At 71.1% G+C, this 23,051-nt stretch carries 21 protein-coding genes, 5 tRNA genes and 5 pseudogenes; 11 read left to right on the forward strand and 20 right to left on the reverse strand.

Features of this window, described 5'->3' with window-relative positions; genetic code table 11:
* Positions 1–700 (forward strand): annotated as a pseudogene (locus ABZV31_RS16445) (hypothetical protein); the annotation flags it as partial.
* Positions 701–737: 37 nt separating this feature from the next.
* Here the strand turns inward: ABZV31_RS16445 and ABZV31_RS16450 are convergent.
* Positions 738–2,576, reverse strand: a complete 1,839-nt coding sequence (locus ABZV31_RS16450; RefSeq protein WP_355893795.1) for a DAK2 domain-containing protein — start codon at positions 2,574–2,576, stop codon at positions 738–740.
* 268 nt (positions 2,577–2,844) lie between these two features.
* Between ABZV31_RS16450 and rpmB the strand changes: the two genes are divergently transcribed.
* From rpmB to ABZV31_RS16465, 3 genes and pseudogenes are all read left to right on the forward strand, one after another.
* Entirely contained in the window at positions 2,845–3,030 is a 186-nt protein-coding gene (rpmB, locus tag ABZV31_RS16455) for a 50S ribosomal protein L28 (RefSeq protein WP_003993230.1), read from the forward strand.
* Positions 3,031–3,145: 115 nt separating this feature from the next.
* Positions 3,146–4,898: pseudogene (locus ABZV31_RS16460) on the forward strand (BTAD domain-containing putative transcriptional regulator); the annotation flags it as partial.
* Positions 4,899–4,902: 4 nt separating this feature from the next.
* Positions 4,903–5,473, forward strand: a pseudogene (locus ABZV31_RS16465) (FAD-dependent oxidoreductase); the annotation flags it as partial.
* On the opposite strand, the gene thiD reads toward ABZV31_RS16465, so the two are convergent.
* Together thiD and ABZV31_RS16475 are read right to left on the reverse strand one after the other, a co-directional pair.
* Positions 5,461–6,270: a bifunctional hydroxymethylpyrimidine kinase/phosphomethylpyrimidine kinase gene (gene thiD / locus ABZV31_RS16470; RefSeq protein ID WP_355893798.1), complete on the reverse strand. Its 810-nt coding sequence runs from the start codon at positions 6,268–6,270 to the stop codon at positions 5,461–5,463. The pseudogene ABZV31_RS16465 and the gene thiD sit on opposite strands and share 13 nt — an antisense overlap.
* Positions 6,267–7,232: a thiamine-phosphate kinase gene (locus ABZV31_RS16475; protein ID WP_355893800.1), complete on the reverse strand. Its 966-nt coding sequence runs from the start codon at positions 7,230–7,232 to the stop codon at positions 6,267–6,269. Before ABZV31_RS16475 ends, thiD begins: the two co-directional genes overlap by 4 nt.
* Positions 7,233–7,438: 206 nt before the next feature.
* Here ABZV31_RS16475 and ABZV31_RS16480 point away from each other — a divergent pair, with 206 nt between their 5' ends.
* Both ABZV31_RS16480 and ABZV31_RS16485 read left to right on the forward strand, forming a co-directional pair.
* Positions 7,439–7,672, forward strand: coding sequence for an Lrp/AsnC ligand binding domain-containing protein (locus ABZV31_RS16480; RefSeq protein WP_355893803.1), 234 nt, complete (start codon positions 7,439–7,441; stop codon positions 7,670–7,672).
* A gap of 20 nt (positions 7,673–7,692) precedes the next feature.
* On the forward strand, positions 7,693–8,202 hold the full coding sequence (locus ABZV31_RS16485; RefSeq protein WP_355893806.1) for a DUF3515 domain-containing protein: 510 nt from the start codon (positions 7,693–7,695) through the stop codon (positions 8,200–8,202).
* Between the two features lie 41 nt (positions 8,203–8,243).
* Here the strand turns inward: ABZV31_RS16485 and ABZV31_RS16490 are convergent, their stop codons facing one another.
* The 3 genes from ABZV31_RS16490 to ABZV31_RS16500 all read right to left on the reverse strand — a co-directional run bounded on the left by ABZV31_RS16490 (position 8,244) and on the right by ABZV31_RS16500 (position 11,405).
* Positions 8,244–9,401 (reverse strand): D-alanine--D-alanine ligase family protein, encoded by a 1,158-nt coding sequence (locus ABZV31_RS16490; protein ID WP_355893809.1) that lies wholly within the window; start codon positions 9,399–9,401, stop codon positions 8,244–8,246.
* Between the two features lie 160 nt (positions 9,402–9,561).
* Positions 9,562–10,572, reverse strand: a complete 1,011-nt coding sequence (locus ABZV31_RS16495; protein ID WP_355893812.1) for an NAD(P)H-dependent glycerol-3-phosphate dehydrogenase — start codon at positions 10,570–10,572, stop codon at positions 9,562–9,564.
* The gene (locus tag ABZV31_RS16500) at positions 10,569–11,405 is read right to left on the reverse strand and encodes a 1-acyl-sn-glycerol-3-phosphate acyltransferase (protein ID WP_355893814.1); all 837 of its coding nucleotides are present in this window, start codon (positions 11,403–11,405) and stop codon (positions 10,569–10,571) included. The genes ABZV31_RS16495 and ABZV31_RS16500 overlap by 4 nt, the downstream gene beginning before the upstream one ends.
* 144 nt (positions 11,406–11,549) lie before the next feature.
* Between ABZV31_RS16500 and cofC the strand changes: the two genes are divergently transcribed.
* Together cofC and ABZV31_RS16510 are read left to right on the forward strand one after the other, a co-directional pair.
* Positions 11,550–12,188 carry a 2-phospho-L-lactate guanylyltransferase gene (cofC, locus tag ABZV31_RS16505; RefSeq protein WP_355893817.1) on the forward strand — a complete coding sequence of 213 codons (639 nt, stop codon included), beginning with the start codon at positions 11,550–11,552 and terminating at the stop codon, positions 12,186–12,188.
* Between the two features lie 9 nt (positions 12,189–12,197).
* Positions 12,198–12,401 (forward strand): hypothetical protein, encoded by a 204-nt coding sequence (locus tag ABZV31_RS16510; protein ID WP_355893820.1) that lies wholly within the window; start codon positions 12,198–12,200, stop codon positions 12,399–12,401.
* A 137-nt stretch (positions 12,402–12,538) separates the two neighbouring features.
* Here ABZV31_RS16510 and ABZV31_RS16515 read toward each other — a convergent pair whose 3' ends face one another.
* From ABZV31_RS16515 to leuC, 4 genes are all read right to left on the reverse strand, one after another.
* A complete protein-coding gene (locus ABZV31_RS16515; RefSeq protein ID WP_355893822.1) occupies positions 12,539–13,168 on the reverse strand; it encodes an HU family DNA-binding protein in 630 nt (209 codons plus the stop codon).
* A gap of 137 nt (positions 13,169–13,305) precedes the next feature.
* A complete protein-coding gene (locus ABZV31_RS16520; RefSeq protein WP_355893825.1) occupies positions 13,306–13,536 on the reverse strand; it encodes a hypothetical protein in 231 nt (76 codons plus the stop codon).
* Between the two features lie 307 nt (positions 13,537–13,843).
* A complete protein-coding gene (gene leuD / locus ABZV31_RS16525; RefSeq protein WP_355893827.1) occupies positions 13,844–14,437 on the reverse strand; it encodes a 3-isopropylmalate dehydratase small subunit in 594 nt (197 codons plus the stop codon).
* 5 nt (positions 14,438–14,442) lie between these two features.
* Positions 14,443–15,876 (reverse strand): 3-isopropylmalate dehydratase large subunit, encoded by a 1,434-nt coding sequence (gene leuC / locus ABZV31_RS16530; protein ID WP_355893829.1) that lies wholly within the window; start codon positions 15,874–15,876, stop codon positions 14,443–14,445.
* A gap of 182 nt (positions 15,877–16,058) precedes the next feature.
* On the opposite strand from leuC, the gene ndgR reads away from it, so the two are divergent.
* Positions 16,059–16,775, forward strand: a complete 717-nt coding sequence (gene ndgR, locus ABZV31_RS16535) for an IclR family transcriptional regulator NdgR (RefSeq protein WP_028425251.1) — start codon at positions 16,059–16,061, stop codon at positions 16,773–16,775.
* Between the two features lie 356 nt (positions 16,776–17,131).
* Here the strand turns inward: ndgR and ABZV31_RS16540 are convergent, their stop codons facing one another.
* Entirely contained in the window at positions 17,132–17,617 is a 486-nt protein-coding gene (locus ABZV31_RS16540) for a DUF4188 domain-containing protein (protein WP_355893832.1), read from the reverse strand.
* A gap of 108 nt (positions 17,618–17,725) precedes the next feature.
* Between ABZV31_RS16540 and ABZV31_RS16545 the strand changes: the two genes are divergently transcribed.
* A complete protein-coding gene (locus tag ABZV31_RS16545; RefSeq protein ID WP_355893835.1) occupies positions 17,726–18,376 on the forward strand; it encodes a MerR family transcriptional regulator in 651 nt (216 codons plus the stop codon).
* A gap of 106 nt (positions 18,377–18,482) precedes the next feature.
* Here ABZV31_RS16545 and ABZV31_RS16550 read toward each other — a convergent pair.
* From ABZV31_RS16550 to ABZV31_RS16590, 9 genes and pseudogenes are all read right to left on the reverse strand, one after another.
* Positions 18,483–18,555, reverse strand: a tRNA-Glu gene (locus tag ABZV31_RS16550).
* 26 nt (positions 18,556–18,581) lie between these two features.
* Positions 18,582–18,653, reverse strand: a tRNA-Gln gene (locus ABZV31_RS16555).
* A gap of 21 nt (positions 18,654–18,674) precedes the next feature.
* Positions 18,675–18,747 (reverse strand) — tRNA-Glu (locus tag ABZV31_RS16560).
* Positions 18,748–18,808: 61 nt separating this feature from the next.
* Positions 18,809–18,881, reverse strand: a tRNA-Glu gene (locus tag ABZV31_RS16565).
* A 38-nt stretch (positions 18,882–18,919) separates the two neighbouring features.
* A tRNA-Gln gene (locus tag ABZV31_RS16570) sits at positions 18,920–18,991 on the reverse strand.
* A 93-nt stretch (positions 18,992–19,084) separates the two neighbouring features.
* Positions 19,085–19,814 (reverse strand): annotated as a pseudogene (locus tag ABZV31_RS16575) (HAD family hydrolase).
* 150 nt (positions 19,815–19,964) lie between these two features.
* Positions 19,965–20,333, reverse strand: a pseudogene (locus ABZV31_RS16580) (DUF4241 domain-containing protein); the annotation flags it as partial.
* A gap of 146 nt (positions 20,334–20,479) precedes the next feature.
* A complete protein-coding gene (locus ABZV31_RS16585; RefSeq protein WP_355894099.1) occupies positions 20,480–21,043 on the reverse strand; it encodes a type I restriction-modification enzyme R subunit C-terminal domain-containing protein in 564 nt (187 codons plus the stop codon).
* 3 nt (positions 21,044–21,046) lie between these two features.
* On the reverse strand, positions 21,047–22,756 hold the full coding sequence (locus ABZV31_RS16590; protein ID WP_355893838.1) for a DEAD/DEAH box helicase family protein: 1,710 nt from the start codon (positions 22,754–22,756) through the stop codon (positions 21,047–21,049).
* Here ABZV31_RS16590 and ABZV31_RS16595 point away from each other — a divergent pair.
* Positions 22,704–23,015, forward strand: coding sequence for an integrase core domain-containing protein (locus tag ABZV31_RS16595; RefSeq protein ID WP_355893841.1), 312 nt, complete (start codon positions 22,704–22,706; stop codon positions 23,013–23,015). The two genes, ABZV31_RS16590 and ABZV31_RS16595, sit on opposite strands and share 53 nt — an antisense overlap.
* Positions 23,016–23,051: the final 36 nt, after the last annotated feature.

The following is a 23,051-nucleotide window of genomic DNA, read 5'->3' on the forward strand; positions in this document are numbered from 1 at the left end:
GATGGCCAGCCCAGGCGGAACGCGCGAGCTCACACCAGGCTCGGACAAGGCGCGCGAGCCGGTCGCAGGCCCGGGCGGGGCGCGCGAGCCGGTCGCAGGCCCGGGCGGGGCGCGCGAGCCGGTCGCAGGCCCGGGCGGGGCGCGCGAGCCGGTCGCAGGCCCGGACAAGGCGCGCGAGCCGGTCGCAGGCCCGGACGGGGCGCGCGAGCCGGTCGCAGGCCCGGACGGGGCGCGCGAGCCGGTCGCAGGCCCGGACGGGGCGCGGGAGTTGATGGTGGCTGCGGTCCGGGAGTGCGAGGCGGCGCTGGGCGCGGCGGACGACGAGGAGGCGCGGCGGCGGCTCGTGGCCGAACTCGGGCACACCCACCGCCAGTTCGGGGACCTGCTCGCCCGCTCCGTCGCAAAGGACGCCGAGGACGGCGCCATCCGGGCCGCGTTCGAGGAGGCCCTGGACCGGATGGCGCGGGCGATCGTCGCGTTCGGCTCCCTCGGCGACGACGGCCTGCACGACCGCACCGGCGCCGAGCTGGCCGCGGGTTGGCTGGAGGCCGACCTGAACAGACCCGCCGCCGCGGCGGCACGCGCGCGTGCGGTGCTGCAGGCCTACGCCGGTGCGACCGACGGAGACGAGACGGTACGGGCCCGGCAGGCCGAGGCGGAGCAGTTGCTGCAGCTCATGGAGGAGCAGCAGGCGAACTGAACCGCGCGGGTCCACCCGACGACCGGTGCCCCGTGGGCTACTCCACCCCGATGAGCAGCAACGCCCCCTGCCGGCCGCCCCGGTAGACCACCGTGTCCACGGCGAGGTAGGACTCGCGGACGCGGGCCTCGATGTGGTCGGCGACGGAGTCCGGGGCCTCGTCGCCGAGGACGAGGGTGACCAGTTCGCCGCCGGCCGCGAGCATGCGGTCGAGGACGGTCTCGGCGGTGGCCGTGACGTCCGAGCCGATCACGGCCACGTCACCGTCGACGAGGCCGAGGACGTCACCGGCCTGGCAGATGCCGACTGTGGTCCAGGACTGGTGCTCGGCGACGGCGACCTCGGCGTAGCGGGTGGCGCCCGCCGCCGAGGTCATGGCGACGACGTCCTCGTCGAAGCGGCGCTCGGGCTCGTGTACGGCGAGCGCCGCGATGCCCTGGACCGCCGAGCGGGTCGGGATGAGGGCCACGCGGATGCCCTCCCCACGGGCCTGTTCGGCCGCGGCGGCCGCGGTGTCGCGCAGTTCGGCGTCGTTGGGCAGCAGCACCACCTCGCGCGCGTGGGCCCGGCGCACGGCCTCGACGAGTTCCCCGCTGGCGGGCGGCTCCCCGGGCCGGGCCAGCACGGTGGTCGCCCCGGCCTCGGCGTACAACCCGGCCAGGCCCTCGCCGGGCACGACGGCCACCACGGCCCGCTGGGCGCGTTCCCGGGGCGGCCGTTCGGCCCCCGTGGTGTGCACGTCGCCGGCGCCGAAGTGCGTGATCCGGATCCGGTACGGGCGCCCGGCCTCGACGCCGGCCTCCACGGCGGCGCCGGCGTCGTCGACGTGCACGTGGACGTTCCACAGTCCGTCGCCGCCGACCACGACGAGGGAGTTCCCGAGCGCGTCGAGCCGCTCGCGCAGCTGGGCCACGGCCGTGTCCTCGGCCTCCAGGAGGTAGATCACCTCGAAGGCGGGGCCGCCCTCGTCCGCGGCGCACGCGCCCTGACCGTCCTGACCGTCCTGCTCGGCGTGACCCACGCGCGCGTGCGGCACGTGCGCCTCTGCTCCCTGGTCCGCGGGCTCCACGCGCGCGTGGTCCCCGGTGTCGTACTCCACGTGACCGACGACGTGACCCACGCGCGCGTGCGCCTCGGGCAGCTGTGACACCCCTGTATGCGACACCCACGTACGTGGCGCCCCCGCAAGGGGCACCCCCGATCCCGGCGTCTCCCCCGTGAACGTCTCCACCAGGGCCGCGAGCACCACCACCAGCCCCCGTCCGCCGGCGTCGACCACTCCGGCGCGCTTCAGAACGGCCAGCTGGCCGGGGGTCGCGGCGAGGGCCGCGCGCGCTCCCTCGTACGCCGCCCGCGCGACCGTCCCGCAGTCGCCCTCGGCGCCGTCGGCCGCGTCGGCGGCGGCCGAGGCGACCGACAGGACCGTGCCCTCGACCGGGTGCGCCACGGCCTGCCGGGCGGAGTCGGCCGCGTGCCGCAGGGCGAGCCGCAGACCCTGTCCGTCGGTGTGAGCGCTCTCACCGTCGGCGGCGAGCACCTGGGCCATGCCGCGTAGCAGCTGCGCCAGGATCGTCCCGGAGTTGCCCCGCGCCCCTATCAGCGCCCCGTGCGCCATGGCCCGCGCGGCATCGGCCAGCGACGGACCGGCGAAGGCCCCGCCGTCTGCCGCACCCACCTCGTGCGCAGCGAACACCGCCTCCACCGCCGCGGCGGCGGACTCGACGGTCAGGTACAGGTTCGTGCCGGTGTCCCCGTCGGCCACGGGGTAGACGTTGATCGCGTCGATCTCCTCGCGCGCGCGTCCCAGCGCCCGAAGCGCCAGACCGCACCAGGTGCGCACCGCGAGAGCATCGAACGTCTGCGGCACCTGCGCCACCCGCGCCTCCCTGAGCTGCTGGACTGGACGCAGCGTAGACCCCGGGCCGGTGTCCGCCGGAAGAGGGCCGCGGGCGGGCCCCGGAGCTGCCATGGTAGTTTCGCTGCACGGGTGCAGCCGTTGTATGCTGCTCCGGTTGCCCGATCCTGGTCGGGCCGTTCCCCTGGCAGCGCCACTCAGATCGCAGAGTGCTCCTAGAGCCGTAAGATCTCGATCCCGGCATGCCGGGATTCAACCGTAAGTGCATCTGAAGTCTTTGGAGTGACCCGTGGCTGCCAACTGCGACGTCTGCGGCAAGGGGCCGGGCTTCGGCAACAACATCTCGCACTCGCACCGCCGTACGTCCCGCCGCTGGAACCCGAACATCCAGCGTGTGCGTACCGTGGTCGGCGGGACGCCGAAGCGCGTGAACGCTTGCACCTCGTGCATCAAGGCCGGCAAGGTCTCGCGCTGACGCTGACAGCTGAGCGCGCGGCCACCGCCTGGTTCGCTGCACTGAGCCGGTCCACCTTGGGTGGACCGGCTTTTTGCCGTGCCCGCAGACCGGCCGAGCTGCCAGAATCCGGGGAATGCGCTTCGGCATCCTGGGCCCGCTGGACATCCGTACCGACGACGGCACCCCGATGGATCCCGGCGGCCCCCGGCCCCGCGCCCTGCTCACCCTCCTGCTCCTCGACGCCGGACGCACCGTCTCCACGGAGCGGCTGACCGACGGTGTGTACGGCGCCGAGCCGCCCGCCGGGGCCGCCAACGCGCTCCAGTCGCAGATCTCCCGCCTCCGCCGGCGCCTCGGCCCGCACACGGAGATCGAGGCCGCCCCGACCGGCTACCGCCTCGCCGCCGCCCCCGACTCCGTCGACGCCCACCGCTTCGAGCACCTGGCCCGGGAGGGGCGGGCCGCCCTCACCGCCGGCGACCATCCGCGGGCGGCAGCCCGGCTGCGCGAGGCGCTCGCCCTGTGGCGGGGTCCGGCACTGCCCGACCTGCCGGACGCGCACGCCGAGACCGCCCGCCTGGAGGAGCTGCGGCTGGCCGCCGTACAGGACCGGATCGAGGCGGACCTCGCGCTCGGCGGCGGCCCCGACCTCGTCCCCGAACTGCGGTCCCTGCTGGCCGCACATCCGCTGAGCGAGCCGCTGTGCGGGCAGCTGATGCGGGCCCTGCACGCGGCCGGACGGCCCGCCGAGGCGCTCACGGTGTTCGAGGAGGCCCGGCGCACGCTCGCGGCGAGCTGGGCGCCGACCCGTCGCCCGAGCTGGCCGCGCTCCACCTGGAGCTGCTCCAGGGCGAGGAACCCGCCCCCCGGCGGCCCCGGCTCCCCGCCCAGCTGACCCGCTTCGTCGGCCGCGACGCCGAACTGGCCCGTATCGCCGTGCTCCTCACCGACGCCCGCCTGGTCACGCTCACCGGCCCCGGCGGGGCGGGCAAGACCCGGCTGGCGATCGAAGCGGCTCGCGCCCGCGCGGACGTGTGCTTCGTCGAGCTGGCCCCGCTCACCGACGCCGCCCGGATCCCGTACGCCGTCCTCACCGCCCTCGGCGTGCGCGAGGGCTTTCGCAGCCCCGCCGCCGACACCACGGAGCGGCTGCTGGCCGCGCTGGAGGAGCGGGAGCTGCTGCTCGTGCTGGACAACTGCGAGCACCTGGTCGAGGAGGCGGCCCGGGTCGCCGGGCTGCTGCTCGGCGCGTGCCCGCAGGTCCGTGTCCTGGCCACCAGCCGCGAGGCCCTCGGCATCACCGGAGAGGTCCTGGTCCCGGTGCCGTCGCTGGCGCCGGGGCCCGCGGAGCAGCTCTTCCTCGACCGCGCCCGGGCGGTCCGCCCGGGTTTCGAGGGGCACGCGCGCGTGCCCGACATCTGCCGTGCCCTGGACGGACTGCCGCTGGCCATCGAGCTGGCGGCGGCCCGGCTGCGCACGCTCGAACCGGACGAGCTGGCCGACCGCCTGGACGACCGGTTCCGCCTGCTCTCCCATGGCGACCGCACCAAGGCGCCCCGCCACCGCACCCTGCGGGCGGTCGTGGAGTGGAGCTGGGACCTGCTGGACGACGAGGAACGGGAGCTGGCCGGGCGGCTGACGGTGTTCTCCGGGGCGCGACCCTGGACGCGGTGGAGGCGGTGTGCGGGGTGCCGTATCCGGAGGACGTGCTGGGGTCGCTGGTGGAGAAGTCGCTGGTGGAGGTGGCCGACGGGCGCTACCGGATGCTGGAGACGATCTGCGTGTTCGCAGCCGAGGGCCTCGTCGGCGAGGACGCGCTGCGGGACGCGCACGCCGCGTACTTCCTGCGGCTGGCGGAGCGGGCGGAGCCGTACGTCCGCAGCGGGGAGCGGCAACTACGACGGCGACCCCGACCGCGCGGTCGCCCTGCTGGTGTTCCGGTCCGAGCAGCTGACGTACGACCGCCGTGACGTCGCCGCGCAGAAGCGGATCCTCGCCGAGAGGTTCACGGGCATGGGCTGGGAGACACCGCACGTGCTCAAGGCCCTGGAGCAGGCCGACGACCTGTACTTCGACGCGATCCGCCCAGATCCACGTCGACCGCCTGACCAAGGGGCGCGTGGCGCTGCTCGGGGACGCCGGGTACGGCGCCACCATGGGCGGCATGGGCACGGGCGTGGCGATCGTCGGCGCGTACGTGCTGGCCGGTGAGCTCGCCCTCGCGGGCGGCGACCACCGCGCCGCCTTCGCCGAGTACGAGAGCCGGATCCGGGACTTCGCCAAGGGCTGCCAGAAGATCTCCGGCAACGCCGGCCCGTTCTTCGCCCCGCCGACCGAGCGGCGCATCCGCAGCCGCGACCGGATGTACCGGCTGCTCAGCTCGCGTCTGCTGGCCGGCTTCTTCAAGAAGCTCACCGAGAAGGCGGCCACGAACATCAAGCTGCGCGACTACCCCGCCTGAGACTTGAAGGCCCATGCGTGGTCCACGGGCCCGATCCCCCCGCCGAGCGCGAACCCGGCCGCGATCGCGCCGGTGACGTACTCCTTGGCCGCCGCCACCGCCTCCGGCACGGACTGCCCCTTCGCGAGCTGCGACGCGATCGCCGACGCGAGGGTGCAGCCCGTGCCGTGCGTGTGCCGGTTGTCGTACCGGGGGGCGCGCAGCCAGTGCTCCTCGGAGCCGTCGGTCAGCAGATCGACGGCATCCCCGGAGAGGTGGCCGCCCTTGATCAGCACCCAGCGCGGCCCGTACGCCAGCACGGCCGCCGCGGCCTGGCGCAACTGCTCCTCCGACTCGACCCGGACGCCGGTCAGTTGCGCCACCTCGTCGAGGTTCGGCGTGGCGACGGTCGCCACCGGCAGCAGCCTGGTCCGTACGGAGTCCAGCGCGGACTCGGCCAGCAGCGGGTCCCCGTGCTTGGAGACCCCCACCGGGTCGACGACCGCGGGCGCGTCCGTTGCGCCGATCAACTCGGCCACGGTCTCGACCAGTTCCGCCGAGGCCAGCATCCCGGTCTTCACGGCCTGGACGCCGATGTCGTCCACGACGCTGCGGTACTGGGCCCTGACCGCCTCCACCGGCAGTTCCCAGGCGCCCTGGACTCCGAGGGAGTTCTGCGCGGTCACCGCCGTGATCACGCTCATGCCGTGCACGCCGAGCGCGAGCATCGTCTTCAGGTCGGCCTGGATTCCGGCCCCGCCGCCGGAGTCGGAACCGGCGACCGTCAGTACCCTCGGCGGAGCACCTCCAGCGCTCATGACTCGATGTCCCCGAAGTGGTCCCAGCCGCCCTTGCTGGTCCACGGCGCCCCGTCCACCGTGACCTGGGGCAGCACCGACGGGTTGAGCACCTCGCCGATCACCTTCCAGCGGGCCGGCAGCTTCACGTCCGGCGGGAAGGTCGCCACGATTGCGTGGTCCTCTCCCCCGGTCAGCACCCACTGCAGCGGGTCGACACCGACGGCCTGCCCGATGTCGTTCATCTGCGAGGGGATGTCGATGGCGCCGGAGTGGATGTCGATGCGGACCTTGCTGGCCTCCGCGATGTGCCCGAGGTCGGCGATCAGCCCGTCGCTGACGTCGCACATGGCGGTCGCGCCGAGGGAGGCGGCGGCCGGGCCCGCGTGGTACGGCGGCTCGGGGCGGCGGTGGGCCTCGACGAAGGCGCGCGGCGAGCGGAAGCCGCGGGAGAGCACCGCGTACCCGGCCGCGGACCAGCCCAGCCAGCCGGTCACCGCGACGAGGTCGCCGGGTTGTGCGCCCGCGCGGGTCACCGGCTCGTGGTTGCGCAGATCACCGAGGGCGGTGATCGACACCATGATCGTGTCGCCGCGCACGACGTCGCCGCCGACCACGGAGGCGCCCGCGACCTGGCACTCGTCGCGCAGGCCGTCCATCAGCTCGGTGGGCCAGGTCACCGGGAGTTCGGCGGGAACGACCAGGCCGAGCAGCAGCGCCGTCGGCACGGCGCCCATGGCGGCGATGTCCGCCAGGTTCTGCGCGGCCGCCTTGCGGCCCACGTCGTAGGCCGTGGACCAGTCGCGGCGGAAGTGCCGCCCCTCCAGGAGGATGTCGGTGCTCGCCACGACCCTGCGGTCGGGCGCGGCGACCACCGCGGCGTCGTCGCCGGGGCCGACCCGGACCGCCGGGGTGGTGGTGAGACGGGAGGTGAGCTCCCTGATGAGCCCGAACTCACCTAGCTCACCAACAGTGCCCTTCATTGTCCTTTCGCCCCTTCTGTACCTGTCCGTTTCCGGTCGCGCGTCATCGCGGTCCTCGTTACGGTCTAGACGACCGTCAACTTCTGTCGTACCTGAACCCCGGCGCGCGGGCCGCGGCCTCCGTGGGTCTCCCCGTGGCGTGCGGCGACGCGATACCGTGGCGTTCCTTTTCCCCACATGATCCTCGTGGCCGCCCTGGAGGTTCCGTGGTACAGGCGTACATCCTGATCCAGACGGAGGTTGGCAAGGCGTCGACCGTCGCCGAGACGATCCGCAAGATCCCTGGGGTGATCCAGGCCGAGGACGTGACAGGACCGTACGACGTCATCGTGCGCGCCCAGGCCGACACGGTGGACGACCTGGGCCGCATGGTGGTCGCGAAGATCCAGCAAGTGGACGGCATCACCCGCACCCTGACCTGCCCCGTCGTGCATCTGTAGCCCCCGTCTACCCTTGGCCGGTGAACTCATTGCGTCACCGGCTCATCGGTCTGCCCGTCCTCGCCGTGCTGATCACCGCCGCGGGCTGCTCCTCAGCAGACGACAGTGCCACCGTGGCGGTTCCCAGCCCGGACGCGGCGGTCGCAAAGCTGTGCCGGAACCTGGACACGGCGCTGCCGCGGACGGTGGACGGACTGAGCCGCCAGGACCCCGAGCCCGCCTCCGCGCTGACCGCGGGCTGGGGAAGCCCGGCGATCATACTGCGCTGCGGTGTCGACCGGCCGCCGAAGATGGTCGACCCCAAGGTCGCCGAGGGCAACGACCCGAACGCGATCAGCGGCGAGGTGAACGGGGTCGGCTGGCTGATGGAAAAGCAGGACGACGGGTCGTACCGCTTCACCACCGCACTGCGCCAGGCCTACGTGGAGGTCACCGTGCCGAAGCAGCGGGCCCGGCAGGACAACTCCGCCGTGCTCGTCGACCTGGCACCCGCCATCAGGAAGGCGATCCCGAACGGGATCGCCTCCTGAGGACACCGGCGGAGGACACCGGCGGAGGACACCGGCGACGGCTACCGCAGCCCGGTCGACCTGCGCAGCGCCGCCTGCACCAGCCGGTCCACCAGTTCCGCGTAGCCGATCCCGCTCGCCTGCCACATCTGCGGGTACATCGAGATGGGCGTGAAGCCGGGCATCGTGTTGATCTCGTTGATCACGAACTCGCCGTCCTCGGTGAGGAAGAAGTCCGCGCGCACCAGCCCCTCGCAGGAGGCCGCCTCGAACGCCTCCACCGCCAGCCGCCGCACCTCGGCGGTCTGCTCCTCGGTCAGCGGGGCGGGCACGATGCCGGGCGTGGAGTCGATGTACTTGGCCTCGAAGTCGTAGTACGCGTGCGCCTCCGGCGGCGGAATCTCGGCCGGAACGGAGGCCCGGGGGCCGTCCTCGAACTCCAGCACCCCGCACTCGATCTCGCGGCCGCGCACCGCGGCCTCCACGAGCACCTTCGGGTCGTGCCGCTGGGCCTCCTCGATCGCCTCGTCGAGGCCGGAGAGGTCGTCGACCTTGGTGATGCCGATCGACGAACCCGCGCGCGCGGGCTTCACGAACAGCGGCCAGCCGTGCTCGCCGGCGAAGTCGACGATCTTCTTGCGGGCCGCGGACTGGTCCTGCTGCCACTCGCGCGGCCGGATCACCACGTACGGGCCGACCTTGAGCCCGAACGAGGTGAACACCCGCTTCATGTACTCCTTGTCCTGGCCGACGGCCGAGGCGAGTACGCCCGAGCCCACGTACGGCACGCCGGACAGCTCCAGGAGGCCCTGGAGGGTGCCGTCCTCGCCGTAGGGGCCGTGCAGCACCGGGAAAACCACGTCGACCTCGCCGAGCGCCTTGGGCACCGAACCGGGCTCGCTGTAGACGACTTCGCGGTTGGCGGGGTCGACGGGGAGCACCACGCCGCCCTCGCTCGACTCGGCGAGCTCCTCGACGCTGGGCGTACGGCGGTCGGTGATCGCCATGCGCTCCGGCTCGTCGGCGGTGAGCACCCAACGGCCCTCCCGGGTGATGCCGATCGGCAGGACGTCGTACTTCGTCCGGTCGATGGCGCGCAGCACCGCGCCGGCGGTGACCATGGAGATCCCGTGTTCGGAGCTGCGCCCGCCGAACACGACGGCCACGCGCGGCTTGCGGGACGGCTGCTCAGGGCTCTGGGGGAGGTTCTCGGTGCTCATATCGCGATGAGAGTACCCGTTGGTATCCCCCAAGTCAGCGCCCGCTCGGCAGCCGTCGCTCAGCGTCGCACGGACGGTCGCTCAGCGTGGTGCGGACAGCTCAGGCACGGTGTCGGCGGACGGTTCAGGCGCGGTGTCAGCAGACGGTTCAGGCGCGGTGTCAGCGGCGTTCGGGCTTCGCGCTGCGCGACATCAGCTCCTTGAGGGCGACCACCGGCGGCTTGCCCTCGTGCACGATGCCGACGACCGTCTCGGTGATGGGCATGTCGACGCCGTGCCGGCGGGCCAGATCCAGCACCGACTCACAGGACTTGACGCCCTCGGCGGTCTGCCTGGTGACCGCGATGGTCTCCTGCAGGGTCATGCCCTTGCCGAGGTTGGTGCCGAAGGTGTGGTTGCGCGACAGCGGCGACGAGCACGTCGCCACCAGGTCGCCCAGGCCCGCGAGTCCGGAGAAGGTCAGCGGGTCGGCGCCCAGCGCGACGCCCAGCCGGGTGGTCTCGGCGAGCCCGCGCGTGATGAGGGAGCCCTTTGCGTTGTCGCCGAGACCCATGCCGTCCGCGATGCCGACGGCCAGCCCGATCACGTTCTTCACGGCGCCGCCTAGTTCGCAGCCGACGACGTCGGTGTTGGTGTACGGGCGGAAGTACGGCGTGTGGCAGACGGCCTGGAGCCGCCGGGCGACGGCCTCGTCGGTGCAGGCCACCACGGCGGCGGCCGGCATGCGGGCGGCGATCTCACGGGCGAGGTTGGGCCCGGTGACCACGGCGATGCGGTCGGCGCCGACCTTGGCGACGTCCTCGACGACCTCGCTCATCCGCATGGCGGAGCCGAGTTCGATGCCCTTCATCAGCGAGACGAGGACCGTGTCGGGCGCGAGCAGCGGCGTCCACTCGGCGAGGTTGCCGCGCAGCGTCTGCGAGGGGATCGCGAGGACGGTGAAGTCGGCGTCGCGGGCGGCTTCGGCCGCATCCGTCGTGGCCCGCAGGTTCTCCGGGAGTTCGACGCCGGGCAGGTAGTCCGGGTTGGTCCGCGTGGAGTTGACCGCCTCGGCGAGTTCGGCGCGGCGGGCCCACAGGGTGACCTCGCATCCGGCGTCGGCGAGGACCATGCCGAAGGCGGTACCCCACGATCCGGTGCCGAAGACGGCCGCCTTGACCGGCTTGCTCACGTGCCCTGCCCCTCTTTCTGTACGGCCGACTCCTGTACGGCCGACGCGGCCTTGCCCTCGGCCTGCGCCCGGGCCTGCGCCCGAATCTGCGCCCGGGTCTGCGCCTGCGTCTTGCGGCGCTGTTCGATCCGCTCCCGGCGCGGGTCGTAGGGGGTGGCGGGGGCCTTCTCGCCGCGGATCTCCTCCAGCTGGCGGGTGATGGCCGCCATGATGACCTCGGTCGCCTCCTTCAGCAGCTCCGGGGTCATCTCCTTGTCGTAGAAGCGCGACAGGTCCACGGGCGGGCCCGCCAGCACGTGGTGGGTCTTGCGCGGGAAGAGGTTCGGCTTCTTGGCATACGGCGGCAGCAGCTCGTTGGCGCCCCACTGGGCGACCGGAATCACCGGGCACTTGGTCTGCAGGGCGACCCGTGCGGCACCCGTCTTGCCGGTCATCGGCCAGCCGTCAGGGTCGCGGGTGAGGGTGCCCTCGGGGTAGAAGGCGACGCACTCGCCGCGCTCCACCGCGTCGATCGCGGCGCGGAAGGCGCTCAGCGCGTCCGTGCTCTCGCGGTAGACGGGGATCTGCCCGGTGCCGCGCATTGCGGCGCCCACGAATCCCTTCTTGAATAGCCCGCTCTTCGCCAGGAATCGCGGCACGCGGCCGGTGTTGTACTGAAAGTGGGCGTAGGCGACGGGGTCGATGTGCGAATTGTGGTTCACCACGGTGATAAATCCGCCCTCGGCCGGAATGTTCTCCATTCCACGCCAGTCCCGCTTGATCAGAACCAGCAGCGGCGGTTTACAGATCACCGCTGCGAAGCGGTACCAGAAGCCGATTCTGCGGCGGGGCACGCGGACACCTTCCTCTAGGGCCTGGGGGGCCGCACAAGTGTCACCCCAGGCCGCCGGTCTGTCGAGAACACGGTACGCCCCGACCACGGGACGACCGGATGGCACGGGGGACAATGGCGGCGACGAGGGAGGGACGGAACGCCGGTGCAGTGGACCTTGGTCATCCCCCTGAAGCCCCTGACCCGGGCCAAGAGCAGGCTGGCGGACACCGCCGACGACGGGGTGCGGCCGGGCCTCGCCCTCGCCTTCGCCCAGGACACCGTGGCGGCCGCGCTCGCCTGCCCGGCGGTGCGGGATGTGGCGGTCGTCACGGACGACGCCCTGGCCGGGCCGGAGCTGGCGGAGCTGGGCGCCCGCATCGTCCCGGACGAGCCGCGCGGCGGGCTGAACGCCGCCCTGCGGCACGGGGCGGCGGTCGTCAGGGCGTCGCGTCCCGAAAGTCCCGTAGCGGCCTTGAACGCCGACCTTCCGGCGCTCCGTCCCGCGGAATTGGCGCGGGTCCTGGACGCGGCCGCGGAATTCCCCCGCGCATTTCTCCCGGACGCCGCGACCATCGGCACGACACTGCTGGCGGCCGCCCCGGACCGGGAACTGCTCCCGGCATTCGGCACCGATTCCCGGGCCCGCCACCGGGCCTCCGGTGCGGTGGAACTGTCGCTGGACGCGGTGGATTCCGTACGCCAGGACGTCGACACCGGCGAGGACCTGCGGGCGGCGCTGGCCCTCGGGGTGGGACCACGGACGGCCGCGGCGGCCGCGCGGCTCCTGATCCCGGGGCAGTAGGCTGCCGTCATGCAGGCGACCGCATACACGTACGACCCCGAAAGCCGCAGCGGGCAGGTACTCTTGGACGACGGCACGCCGGTGCCCTTCGACGCGCCGGCGTTCGACGCGGGGGGTCTCAGACTGCTGCGCCCCGGGCAGCGGGTGCGGATCGAGACCGAGGGGGACGGGGACGGCCTCCGGATCACGCTGGTGACGCTGCAGACCTTCTGAACAAGCCGTACAGCCCCCTGAACAGGCCGAACAGCCGCTGAACAGGCCGAACAGCCGCTGAACAGGCCGAACAGCCGCTGAACGCGCCGCGGGCCGGGCTCCCTCGGGAGTCCGGCCCGGCGCGTACCCCTGCGCCCCTACTTGTTGCGGGCGGTGGTCGTCTTGGCGGTGGTCTTGCGGGCGGTCGACTTCTTGGCGGGAGCCTTCTTGGCCGTCGCCTTCTTCGCCGGGGCCTTCTTGGCCGCCGCCTTCTTGGCGGTGGTCTTCTTCGCCGCAGTGGTCTTCTTGGCGGGCGCCTTCTTCGCCGCGGCCTTCTTGGCGGCGGCCGTGGCCTTCTTGGCCGCCGTCTTCTTCGCCGCGGCCTTCTTCGCGGCGGCCGCTTTGGTGGTGGCCTTCTTGGCGGCGGCCTTCTTGACCGCCGCGGAAACACCGCCGGACAGGCTGCCCTTGGGCGCCTTCTTGACGGCGACCTCACCACCACGCGGGAGCTTCTTCGACCCGCTGACCAGGTCCTTGAAGCCCTGGCCCGCGCGGAAGCGCGGAACCGAGGTCTTCTTGACCCGGACCCGCTCACCGGTCTGCGGGTTGCGGGCGTAACGGGCCGGGCGGTCCACCTTCTCGAAGGACCCGAAGCCGGTGACCGAGACCCGGTCACCCGCGACGACCGCGCGGACGATGGCGTCCAGTACCGCGTCGACAGCATCGGCGGCCTGCTGGCGGCCGCCCATCTTGTCAGCAATCGCTTCTACGAGCTGCGCCTTGTTCACGTCTTCCCCTTCGGAGACCTCGCCAGAACGAAAGTGTTCAAGCTTTTTCGCACGTTAGGCAGATATATACCGCAAATCAAACACGAAACGGGCTAATCACCCTTGTGCCGCAACGGACTCGACGGTCTCGGACTTGATCAGCCTTCCTCTTCGGGGATTCGACCCTCGTCGAGGTCTGCCGTGAACCGTTCCAGACGCCTTGTCGCATCGGCGAGATCGTGCTTGGCCGCGGCCGTAATGACCAGCAGCTTCCGGGTCAGCGCCATCCGTACGCCCTCCGGGACTTGCAGTGCGCGCACCCTTGTGTGCGCTTCCTTGAGTTGGGTCGCGACCGCCGTATAGAGCTCGAGTTGGCCGTCGTTGTCCATGCACAGATTGTGCCATCTGAGGCGAGTTGTCGCCTGCGCAGGGTGTAACTGCCGCCCCGTACGGCCTTCCGGGCACATACGTCAGCCGGGGCCTCACGACGTGCGTACCCCGGCAACAACCGTTCTAACGTGGGAAGTTGGGCAGACGCACGGCGGCGCGCCGGGACACTCGGGCCCAGACACAGCTGTACCCCCGATCGCAGCGATCGGGGGTACAGCAGGGGTTGCACGGTGGCCGAAACTCGACTTGTCACAGGCCCGGGCCGGCGATCTGCCCGTCAGTCGATCACCGGCCGCGGCAGCCGGATCAGACCGGCAGCGTCCGCGGCTTGAACGACGGGCGCTTCGCCTCGTACGCGGCGATGTCGGCCTCGTTCTGCAGGGTGATGGAGATGTCGTCCAGCCCGTTCAGCAGCCGCCAGCGGGAGTTCTCATCCAGCTCGAAGGAGGCGGTGATCCCCTCGGCGCGCACCTCGCGGTTGACCAGGTCGACGGTCACCTCGGCCTGCGGGTCCCGCTCGGTGAGCTCCCAGAGCGCGTCCACGATCTTCTGCTCCAGAACCACCGTGAGCAGGCCGTTCTTCAGCGAGTTGCCCCGGAAGATGTCCGCAAAGCGGGAGGAGATCACGGCCTTGAAGCCGTAGTTCTGCAGCGCCCAGACGGCGTGCTCGCGCGAGGAGCCGGTGCCGAAGTCGGGGCCGGCGACCAGGACCGTGGCACCCTGCCGCTCCGGGCGGTTGAGCACGAACTCCGGGTCCTTGCGCCAGGCCTCGAACAGCCCGTCCTCGAACCCGTCCCGCGTGACCTTCTTGAGCCAGTGGGCGGGGATGATCTGGTCGGTGTCGACGTTGCTGCGGCGCAGCGGGACGGCCCGGCCGGTGTGCGTGGTGAAAGCTTCCATGATTCTCAGACTCCAGCGGGCGTACGGGCGGCGTTGACGTCGGTCAGGTCGGCCGGGGAGGCCAGGTGGCCCAGGACGGCCGTGGCGGCGGCGACCTGCGGCGACACCAGGTGCGTACGGCCGCCCTTGCCCTGCCTGCCCTCGAAGTTGCGGTTGGAGGTGGACGCGGAGCGCTCGCCCGGGGCCAGCTGGTCGGGGTTCATGCCCAGACACATCGAGCAGCCCGCGTGCCGCCATTCGGCGCCGGCCTCCTTGAAGACCACGTCCAGGCCCTCGGAGACGGCCTGCAGACCCACGCGCGCGGAGCCCGGGACGACCAGCATCCGTACGCCGTCGGCGACTTTGCGGCCCCGCAGGATGTCCGCGGCGGCGCGCAGGTCCTCGATGCGGCCGTTGGTGCAGGAGCCTACGAAGACGGTGTCCACCTTGATGGAGCGCAGCGGCTGTCCGGCCTCCAACCCCATGTACTCCAGGGCCTTTTCGGCGGCCAGGCGCTCCGAAGCGTCTTCGTACGAAGCCGGGTCGGGGACGGCGGCGGAAAGCGGCGCGCCCTGGCCGGGGTTGGTGCCCCAGGTGACGAACGGCGACAGCTCGTCGGCGTTGATGACGACCTCGGCGTCGAAGACCGCGTCGTCGTCCGTGCGCAGGGTCTTCCAGTACTCCACCGCGGCGTCCCAGTCCTCGCCCTGCGGGGCGTGCGGGCGGCCCTTGAGGTACTCGAACGTCGTCTCGTCGGGGGCGATCATGCCCGCGCGGGCGCCGGCCTCGATCGACATGTTGCAGATGGTCATCCGGGCCTCCATCGAGAGCTTCTCGATGGCGGAGCCGCGGTACTCCAGGATGTAGCCCTGGCCACCGCCCGTACCGATCCTGGCGATGATCGCCAGGATCAGGTCCTTGGCGGTGACACCCTCGGGCAGCTCGCCCTCGACGGTGATGGCCATGGTCTTCGGGCGGGCCATCGGCAGGGTCTGGGTGGCCAGCACGTGCTCGACCTGCGAGGTGCCGATACCGAACGCCAGCGCGCCGAAGGCGCCGTGCGTGGAGGTGTGCGAGTCGCCGCAGACGACCGTCGTGCCCGGCTGGGTCAGGCCCAGCTGCGGGCCGACGACGTGGACGACACCCTGCTCGACATCGCCGAGCGGGTGCAGGCGGACGCCGAAGTCGGCGCAGTTCTTGCGCAGCGTCTCCAGCTGGACGCGGGAGACCGGGTCGGCGATGGGCTTGTCGATGTCGAGGGTCGGGGTGTTGTGGTCCTCGGTGGCGATGGTCAGGTCGAGCCGGCGCACGGTGCGCCCGCTCTTGCGGAGGCCGTCGAAGGCCTGCGGGCTGGTCACCTCGTGCAGCAGGTGCAGATCGATGAAGAGGAGGTCGGGCTCGCCCTCGGCGCGCCGGACGACGTGGTCGTCCCAGACCTTCTCCGCGAGTGTCCTACCCATCGCTTTCCCTCCGGCCGGCCAAAAGGCACCGGCCCAACTAGAGATCTTGAGGAAGCGGCGCCCGCGCCCCCTTGGCGTCCGCCGCCGGGCCCGTTGGTCCGCGGGCCGTTGTGCTTCCAGGGTGGCGTGTTCCACGGAAAATTGAACTTGCGTTTCACAGAGTGAGACGCAAGTATCGTTTCATGGACAACAGTAGCGGCGTCGGCGTTCTGGACAAGGCGGCCCTTGTCCTGAGCGCTCTGGAGTCCGGTCCGGCCACCCTCGCGGGCCTGGTCGCGGCCACCGGACTGGCACGACCCACGGCCCACCGGCTGGCCGTGGCCCTGGAGCACCACCGCATGGTGGCGCGCGACATGCAGGGTCGTTTCATTCTCGGCCCCCGCCTGGCAGAACTAGCCGCGGCCGCGGGCGAGGACCGCCTCCTCGCCACCGCCGGCCCGGTGCTCACCCACCTCCGCGACGTCACCGGCGAGAGCGCGCAGCTCTACCGCCGCCAGGGCGACATGCGCATCTGCGTCGCCGCGGCGGAGCGCCTGTCCGGCCTGAGGGACACCGTCCCGGTCGGCTCGACGCTCACCATGAAGGCGGGCTCGTCGGCGCAGGTCCTGATGGCCTGGGAGGAGCCCGAGCGGCTGCACCGGGGCCTGCAGGGTGCCCGCTTCACGGCGACGGCCCTGTCGGGCGTACGGCGCCGCGGCTGGGCCCAGTCGATCGGCGAGCGCGAGCCGGGCGTCGCGTCCGTCTCCGCGCCCGTACGCGGCCCCTCCAACCGCGTGGTGGCCGCCGTCTCGGTCTCCGGCCCGATCGAGCGCCTGACGCGCCACCCCGGCCGTATGCACGCCCAGGCGGTCATCGACGCCGCCGCCCGCCTCTCCGAGGCCCTGCGCCGCTCCGGCTGACCGCTCGACGGCACGCCACCGGGAAGGGCCGGCCTCAACGCCGCGGCAGGCCCTTCCGGCGGGACTTCGCCGACGACGGACTTGTGATCAACCGACCAGGACTCGGGCAGGCAGCGCACCACCCAGGAAGCCAATCGCACCCACCCCGGACACCCGGGCCCCGGCAGGCAGCGCACCCGTCCAGGAGACCCGCTCCGGCAGGCAGCGCACCCACCTCGCAGACCCGGACCCACCCCCGCAGACCGCAGCCGCCGAGTCGGGTCGAACTCGACTCGAGTTCGACCCGACTCGGCGGCCGGCAAAGGCGCCCACGAGCCCACGAGCCCCGGGCTTCGGCGAGCACAAGCACCGACCGCTCAGGAGATCCGGAGCCGGTCGGCGGCCCGGTCGCCTCGGCGCCCGACCGGCACCACGCCCGTGGCCCTGCCCAGGCCGAACTCGGGCATGTTCATGTAGATCGACTCGTGGGACCCGGCCGGCACGACGTACGTCTCGTGCCAGAAGCCGACCTTGCCCTTCCCCTCGCGCAGCCGCCGGTTGAACGCGGCCCAGGCCGGACGGTGCTCCTTGTCCGGCGCGGAGGCGTACGCGAGGAGCTTCTCCTTCGACTCCCAGTACTGCACCAGGTACACCACCCGCGGCCAGCCCAGCAGGGTCTGATATCCGAGCAGGCCGCTGTCCTTGTCCCGCGCCAGCTCCGCGATCATCGGCCCCATGGCCTTGGCCACCGGCCACCAACTGCGTATCGCGGCAAAGCTGTTGATGCGCATCCCGATGAGGAAGACGACCACCCCGTCCTCGCTCGCAGCGGTCATGCGCCCTTCGATCGGCTTGGCACTCATGCTGCCCCCACTCATGATCCGTCCAGCGATTGGATAGCTTCACTATCCATGATTAGATAGTGACACTCTCCAATGCGGAGTGCAAGGGGAAAGAGGGTGCGAGACGGAATGCGACTGGCGGAACTGAGCACGCGCAGCGGGGTATCCACGACGACGATCAAGTACTACCTGCGCGAAGGACTGCTGCACCCCGGCCGCCGGATCACGGCCACGCAGGCCGAGTACGACGAGGGGCACCTGCGACGACTGCGGCTCGTGCGGGCGTTGATCCAGGTGGGGCGGATCCCGGTGAACTCGGCCCGGGAGGTGCTCGCCGCCCTGCAGGACGAGGACCTGGACCGGAACAAGCGCCTGGGCACCGCCGTGTGGGCCCTGCCGCACGGTCCCGCACCGGACGCGGACGACCCGGCCACCGAGGCGGCCCGGCGCAGCGCCGACGAGCTCCTGGACCGGCTCGGCTGGAGCTACGGCCGGAAGTCCTGCGAGGCGACGACCGCACCCGCGTACGAGATGCTGGTGACCGCGATCGCCACGTTGTCCCGGCTCGGTTACCCGTGCGCCGTCCGGGACTTGGAGCCGTACGCCCGCGCGATGGAACGGATCGCCGTGACCGACCTGGACCTGGTGGAGCGGTACGAGACGCCGGACGAGCAGGTGGAGGCCGCGGTGGCGCTGACGGTCCTGTACGAGCCGGTGCTGCTCAGCCTGCGCCGGCTCGCGGAGGCGGAGGAGTCGCGCCGCCGTTTCGGCGGGAAGTGACCCGGAGAAACTCAGCAGGAAGTGACCCGGAGAACTCGGCAGGAAGCAACCCCCGAGAACGCAGAACGCCGAAGGGCCCTCCCGAGGGAGGGCCCTTCCGACTGCGTACCCCCGACCGGATTCGAACCGGCGCTACCGCCTTGAGAGGGCGGCGTGCTAGGCCGCTACACAACGGGGGCGCGGATCATGCGTTTCCGCAGATCAGCTGGTCTACCTGGACTCGAACCAAGACTAACGGAACCAGAATCCGTCGTGCTGCCAATTACACCATAGACCAAAGGTGGTTTAGACCTCTGAGTACCCCCGACCGGATTCGAACCGGCGCTACCGCCTTGAGAGGGCGGCGTGCTAGGCCGCTACACAACGGGGGCCCTGGCGATCCTGCATCGAGATCAGTGGGAGCTACCCAACTGTCCTCGCGGGAAGGATCTGTACCCCCGACCGGATTCGAACCGGCGCTACTGCCTTGAGAGGGCAGCGTGCTAGGCCGCTACACAACGGGGGCTTGCGGATGGAATCCGCGGTGCAGATGAGCTCTGCGAGCTGGCCTACCTGGACTCGAACCAAGACTAACGGAACCAGAATCCGTCGTGCTGCCAATTACACCATAGGCCACCGGAACGCAAGCCCCCGAAGGGGATCTTGTTCTAGTGAAGCGCTTCCGGGTCCCGGCCTTCCGGCCCGCTCCCCGGCGGCGCAGGAAGAACATTACCTGAAGGTGGACGGGGCTCCAAAACGGGTATCCGCGCCGACCGCGGGGAGTTCGGCAATCGACGCGATCCGGTGCGGTGCCGCGGGTGCGGCCGCGGCGGCCGCCAGCAAGCCCACGCGGTCGATCCAGACCGACAGCAGACCGGCGTCGGCGGCGCCCCGTCCGTCGATGTCCGGGTGGTCGCCGACGTACGCGACTTCGTGCGGCGGCAGTTCCAGGGCCTCGCACGCGGCCAGGAAGGCCCGCGCCTCCGGCTTGGACACGCCGAGCTCGGCGGCGCACAGGACGGCCTCGAAGCGGTCGCGCACGCCGAGGGTGCGGAGCTTGTACTCCTGGACGTGCAGGCTCGAGTTGGACAGCACCGCGTGGCGGTGACTGGCGGCGAGGAACGAGGACGGGCAGGACGTCCGGAAAGAGGGCCCAGGCGGCCTCGTAATGCTCCAGGTACCGCTGGAACCACGCGTCGGCCTCGGCATCGGTCAGCTCCTCGCCGAGGAAGACCCGGACCCGGTCCCGCCGCTGCCCTTCGAAGGAGGCCTCCCCGGCCGAGAACCGCGCCCACTGGGCGTCGGTGATCTCCCGCCAGCGCGCGAGGGCCTGCTCCACGCTGTCGTACCCGTCCAGCAGCCCCTCGGCGACCAGGTGCGCGCGCATGCCGACGCGGTCCGCGGTCGTGTAGTCGAAAAGGGTGTCGTCGACGTCCCAGACGACAGCCTTGATCGGCACGTGGTCACCTCCGGTCGCGTGCCGGGCCCGGCACGCTTCGACGCTACTCGCGCCGGCGGTGGACCGCTGCCCTGCGGACCGCGCGCGGCCCCTGGCCGTCCCGGGGCCGCGGCCCCGGGACGCACCCCCGCCGGGTCGGGCCGTGACCAGTCAGGGCGTGGCCGCGGCGGTCGCCGCCTGCTCGTCGGTCTCGCACGGGTCCGGGGCGACGAAGAAGTCCGTGACGAAGCAGGTGACCTCACCACCGGCCGAGCGGCCGATCCAGGGGGGGTACGCGCCGTCGCCCCAGCCGGAGGTGAAGGCGGCGACGGCGCGCCCGGTGACCAGGTGCGGGCCGGGCGCCCAGTCGCTGTCTTCGAAGGCGTCCCACAGCGGTCCCTCCTCGCCCTCGTACTCGGCGAAGGAGGCGTCGGCCGCGGCGTCGTGGAAGCAGCCGGTGCCGGCGTCGACGCCGTAGCCGTAGAACTCGTCCTCGCCGAGCTCGGCCGGATCCTGGCCGGGGCGGAGGGCGAGTTCCCAGGCGGCGCCAGGAGCGCCGCGTTGCCGGAACAGTAGACCCCGGCACTGGCAAACCCGTCCGGGCCCGCACCGAGGGGAGCACGTTGCCAGCGCGGCGAGGCCGGGCCCCCCTGCGCGGAGGAACCGGCCTCACATCGTGATGAGTGTTACGCGGCCAGCTCCGTAGGGTGGGCGCGGTTGCGAAGCTCCAGGAAGATCACTTTGAGCTCGTCGGCCTCCTCCTTCGTGAAGTAGCCGAGCAGGCTGTTCGGGGAGCGGTCGGTGAACGGGCTCTTGAAGAGATCCGGAAGCTCCAGGTAGCCACGCTTGGTCAGCGCGTCGATGACCAGGTCGAGGAAGTCCCATTGCTGGGGGCTGAGCCGGCGGCCCACAGTGAAGCCTTCGAAGGCCTTCTGGGCTGCCGCCCGGTCCAGGCCGACGACGGAGCGGACGAAGAGGCCGAGACCTGGGCCGTGCTGGGCCACCTGCTCCAGGTCCTCGGCGGAGGCCACGCCCTCGTCCAGAAATGCCTGCTCCAACGCCTTGAGGTCGTCGGCGGTGATCTGCTCGTTCTGTGTGAGCTTGCGCACAGCCGGGTTTTCGGGGTGCTTGTCCAGGTAGGCGCGGGTCGTGACACGGAAGCGGTCGATGTCCGTACCGATTGGTATGCCGGGGAGGTTGACCTCGATGTGGTCGCCGAGCTCGTCCTCAAGGAAGTCCGTGAAGACGATCTTTCACTTTGCCGACGGGTCAATCAGCTTGACCAGTGGGCGCAGAGGGCGCCGCAGGTCTTCGAGCATGGGCAGAGTTACGTCCTCCCACCACTCGTCGACTGCCCACGCTTCCAGCAGGGGCGCCTGCTCGGCCACGGCGGGGTTGTTGAGCTTGGTGAGCAGGTTCTGGGCGATTTCCTGTATCTCGGTACACCGCTGTACGTAGTCCGGGCTGCCTTCCAGAGCCGCGAGCTGGAGCTCGTACGCCTTGAGATCGAAGCGCTTGGCCTCCTCGCCCGGGTCCTTGTCGTCCTCCCGCCATTCACTGGGCAAACCGAGCACGCCGGACCTGAGCAGGTTGTCGGCCTCGTCGTCCAGGACGCGCCAGGCAGTGAAATCGCTGAAGCGTTCGACCTCATGGCGGTGAGGCCGGACGAGGACGTTGTGCTCGGGGGACATGCCGCTCACCGTGCTGTGCAGCCGGTGGGCGAGGGACCAGCGCAGCTGCTCCTCGGTGGCGTACGCATCGGCTCCGGCGTCGCGCGCCGGATCCGGCGGGGTGCGACGGTCGAGTGCCCGTATCAGGTCGAGCTGACGCGCCTGGGTGCGTTCGGCGAGCGAGAGCGTGGTGCGCCCCTCCCGGGTGGGCAGGTGCGTGCTGAAGTAGTCGAGGTTGCCGCAGAAGTCGAAGACCAGGAAGTTCTTCTTGGCATGGTCCGGGTTGTCCGGGTCGGGTCCGAAGAGGGCCGGGCGCAGGCGGGTGCCGCGGCCCATCATCTGCCAGAACTTCGTTTTGGAGAAGACCGGTTTAGCGAAGACGAGGTTGACGACCTCGGGTACGTCCACGCCGGTATCCAACATGTCGACGGAGATGGCGATGTCCGGGACCTCGTCCGGGTTCTTCGGGTTGGGGTCGGCGAAAGCGTCCAGCAAGGACTGGGCGTACTTCTCCTTGTACGTGATGACCCGGGCCTTCTTGCCGCCATACTGCGGGTAGTTGGCGTTGAAGCGGTCCTCCAGGAACTTCGCGTGGTCGTTGTTGCGGGCGAAGACGATCGTCTTGCCGAGGCGGTCACCGCCCTCAACCTTGATGCCGTAGGTCATCAAGGTCTCAAGGATCTTGTCCGCCGTGTCCTCGTTGAAGAGGTAGCGATTGACGTCGTTCGCGGAGACGACGTCTGGTACGGCACCGTCCTCGCTCCACTCCAGGCGGTCCCACTCGGCCTGCTGCTCCGGGGAGAGCTCGGCGTAGCGGACTCCACGCGTCATGAACTTCAGCGGCGCCTTGATCGGGACCGGTGGGACGAGGTAGCCGTCGCGGACCGCGTCGTCCAGGTCGTAGAAGTCGGTGGGGACGCCGTCCTCCAGTTGGAAGAGGCGGTACGTGTTGCGGTCGACCTCGTCCCTGGGAGTCGCGGTAAGGCCGAGAAGGAGCGAGTCGAAGTACTCGAAAATCCAGCGGTACTTGTCATAGACCGAGCGGTGGGCCTCGTCGATCACGACCAAGTCGAAGAAGCCGGGGCCGAAGCGGCGGCGGCCGTCTCCGTCGGTCTGGCCGATGAGGTTGATCATCGTCTGGTACGTGGAGAAGTAGACGCGGGCTTCCTGGTTCTTCTCCTGGAGGAGGTTGACCGTGGGCGTCTGCTTCAGGTTCGCGTCGAAGGCGCGCTTGGCCTGCGTGACGAGCGCCTTCGCCCGCTTCTTCGCCGCCCACCCGGAGCTGGAGCACATACGCACCCGCAAGAAGTCCCCGAACACCAACGGCGTCCGGGAGGGGGCTTTCGGCTCGCTGAAGTACGAGAAGCTCTACCGCGAGGAGATCCCCGACGGCCTCGTCCTGGCCGAGCACGCCCACGCCTACCGGGAGGAATTCAACACCACCCGCCCGCACGAGGGCATCGCTATGAACCGGCCACTCGAGGTCTACCTCGGCCAGGCCGACCCCACCATCCCCAACCTTCCCGAGCCCCAAAACCTGCCATCAGCTTGACGCGGGACAATCCAGCACGAGATCAAGGGCTCGGAC

Origin of the sequence: Streptomyces sp. NPDC005202 (assembly GCF_040608235.1) — a bacterium.
In the GTDB taxonomy this organism is placed as follows: domain Bacteria; phylum Actinomycetota; class Actinomycetes; order Streptomycetales; family Streptomycetaceae; genus Streptomyces.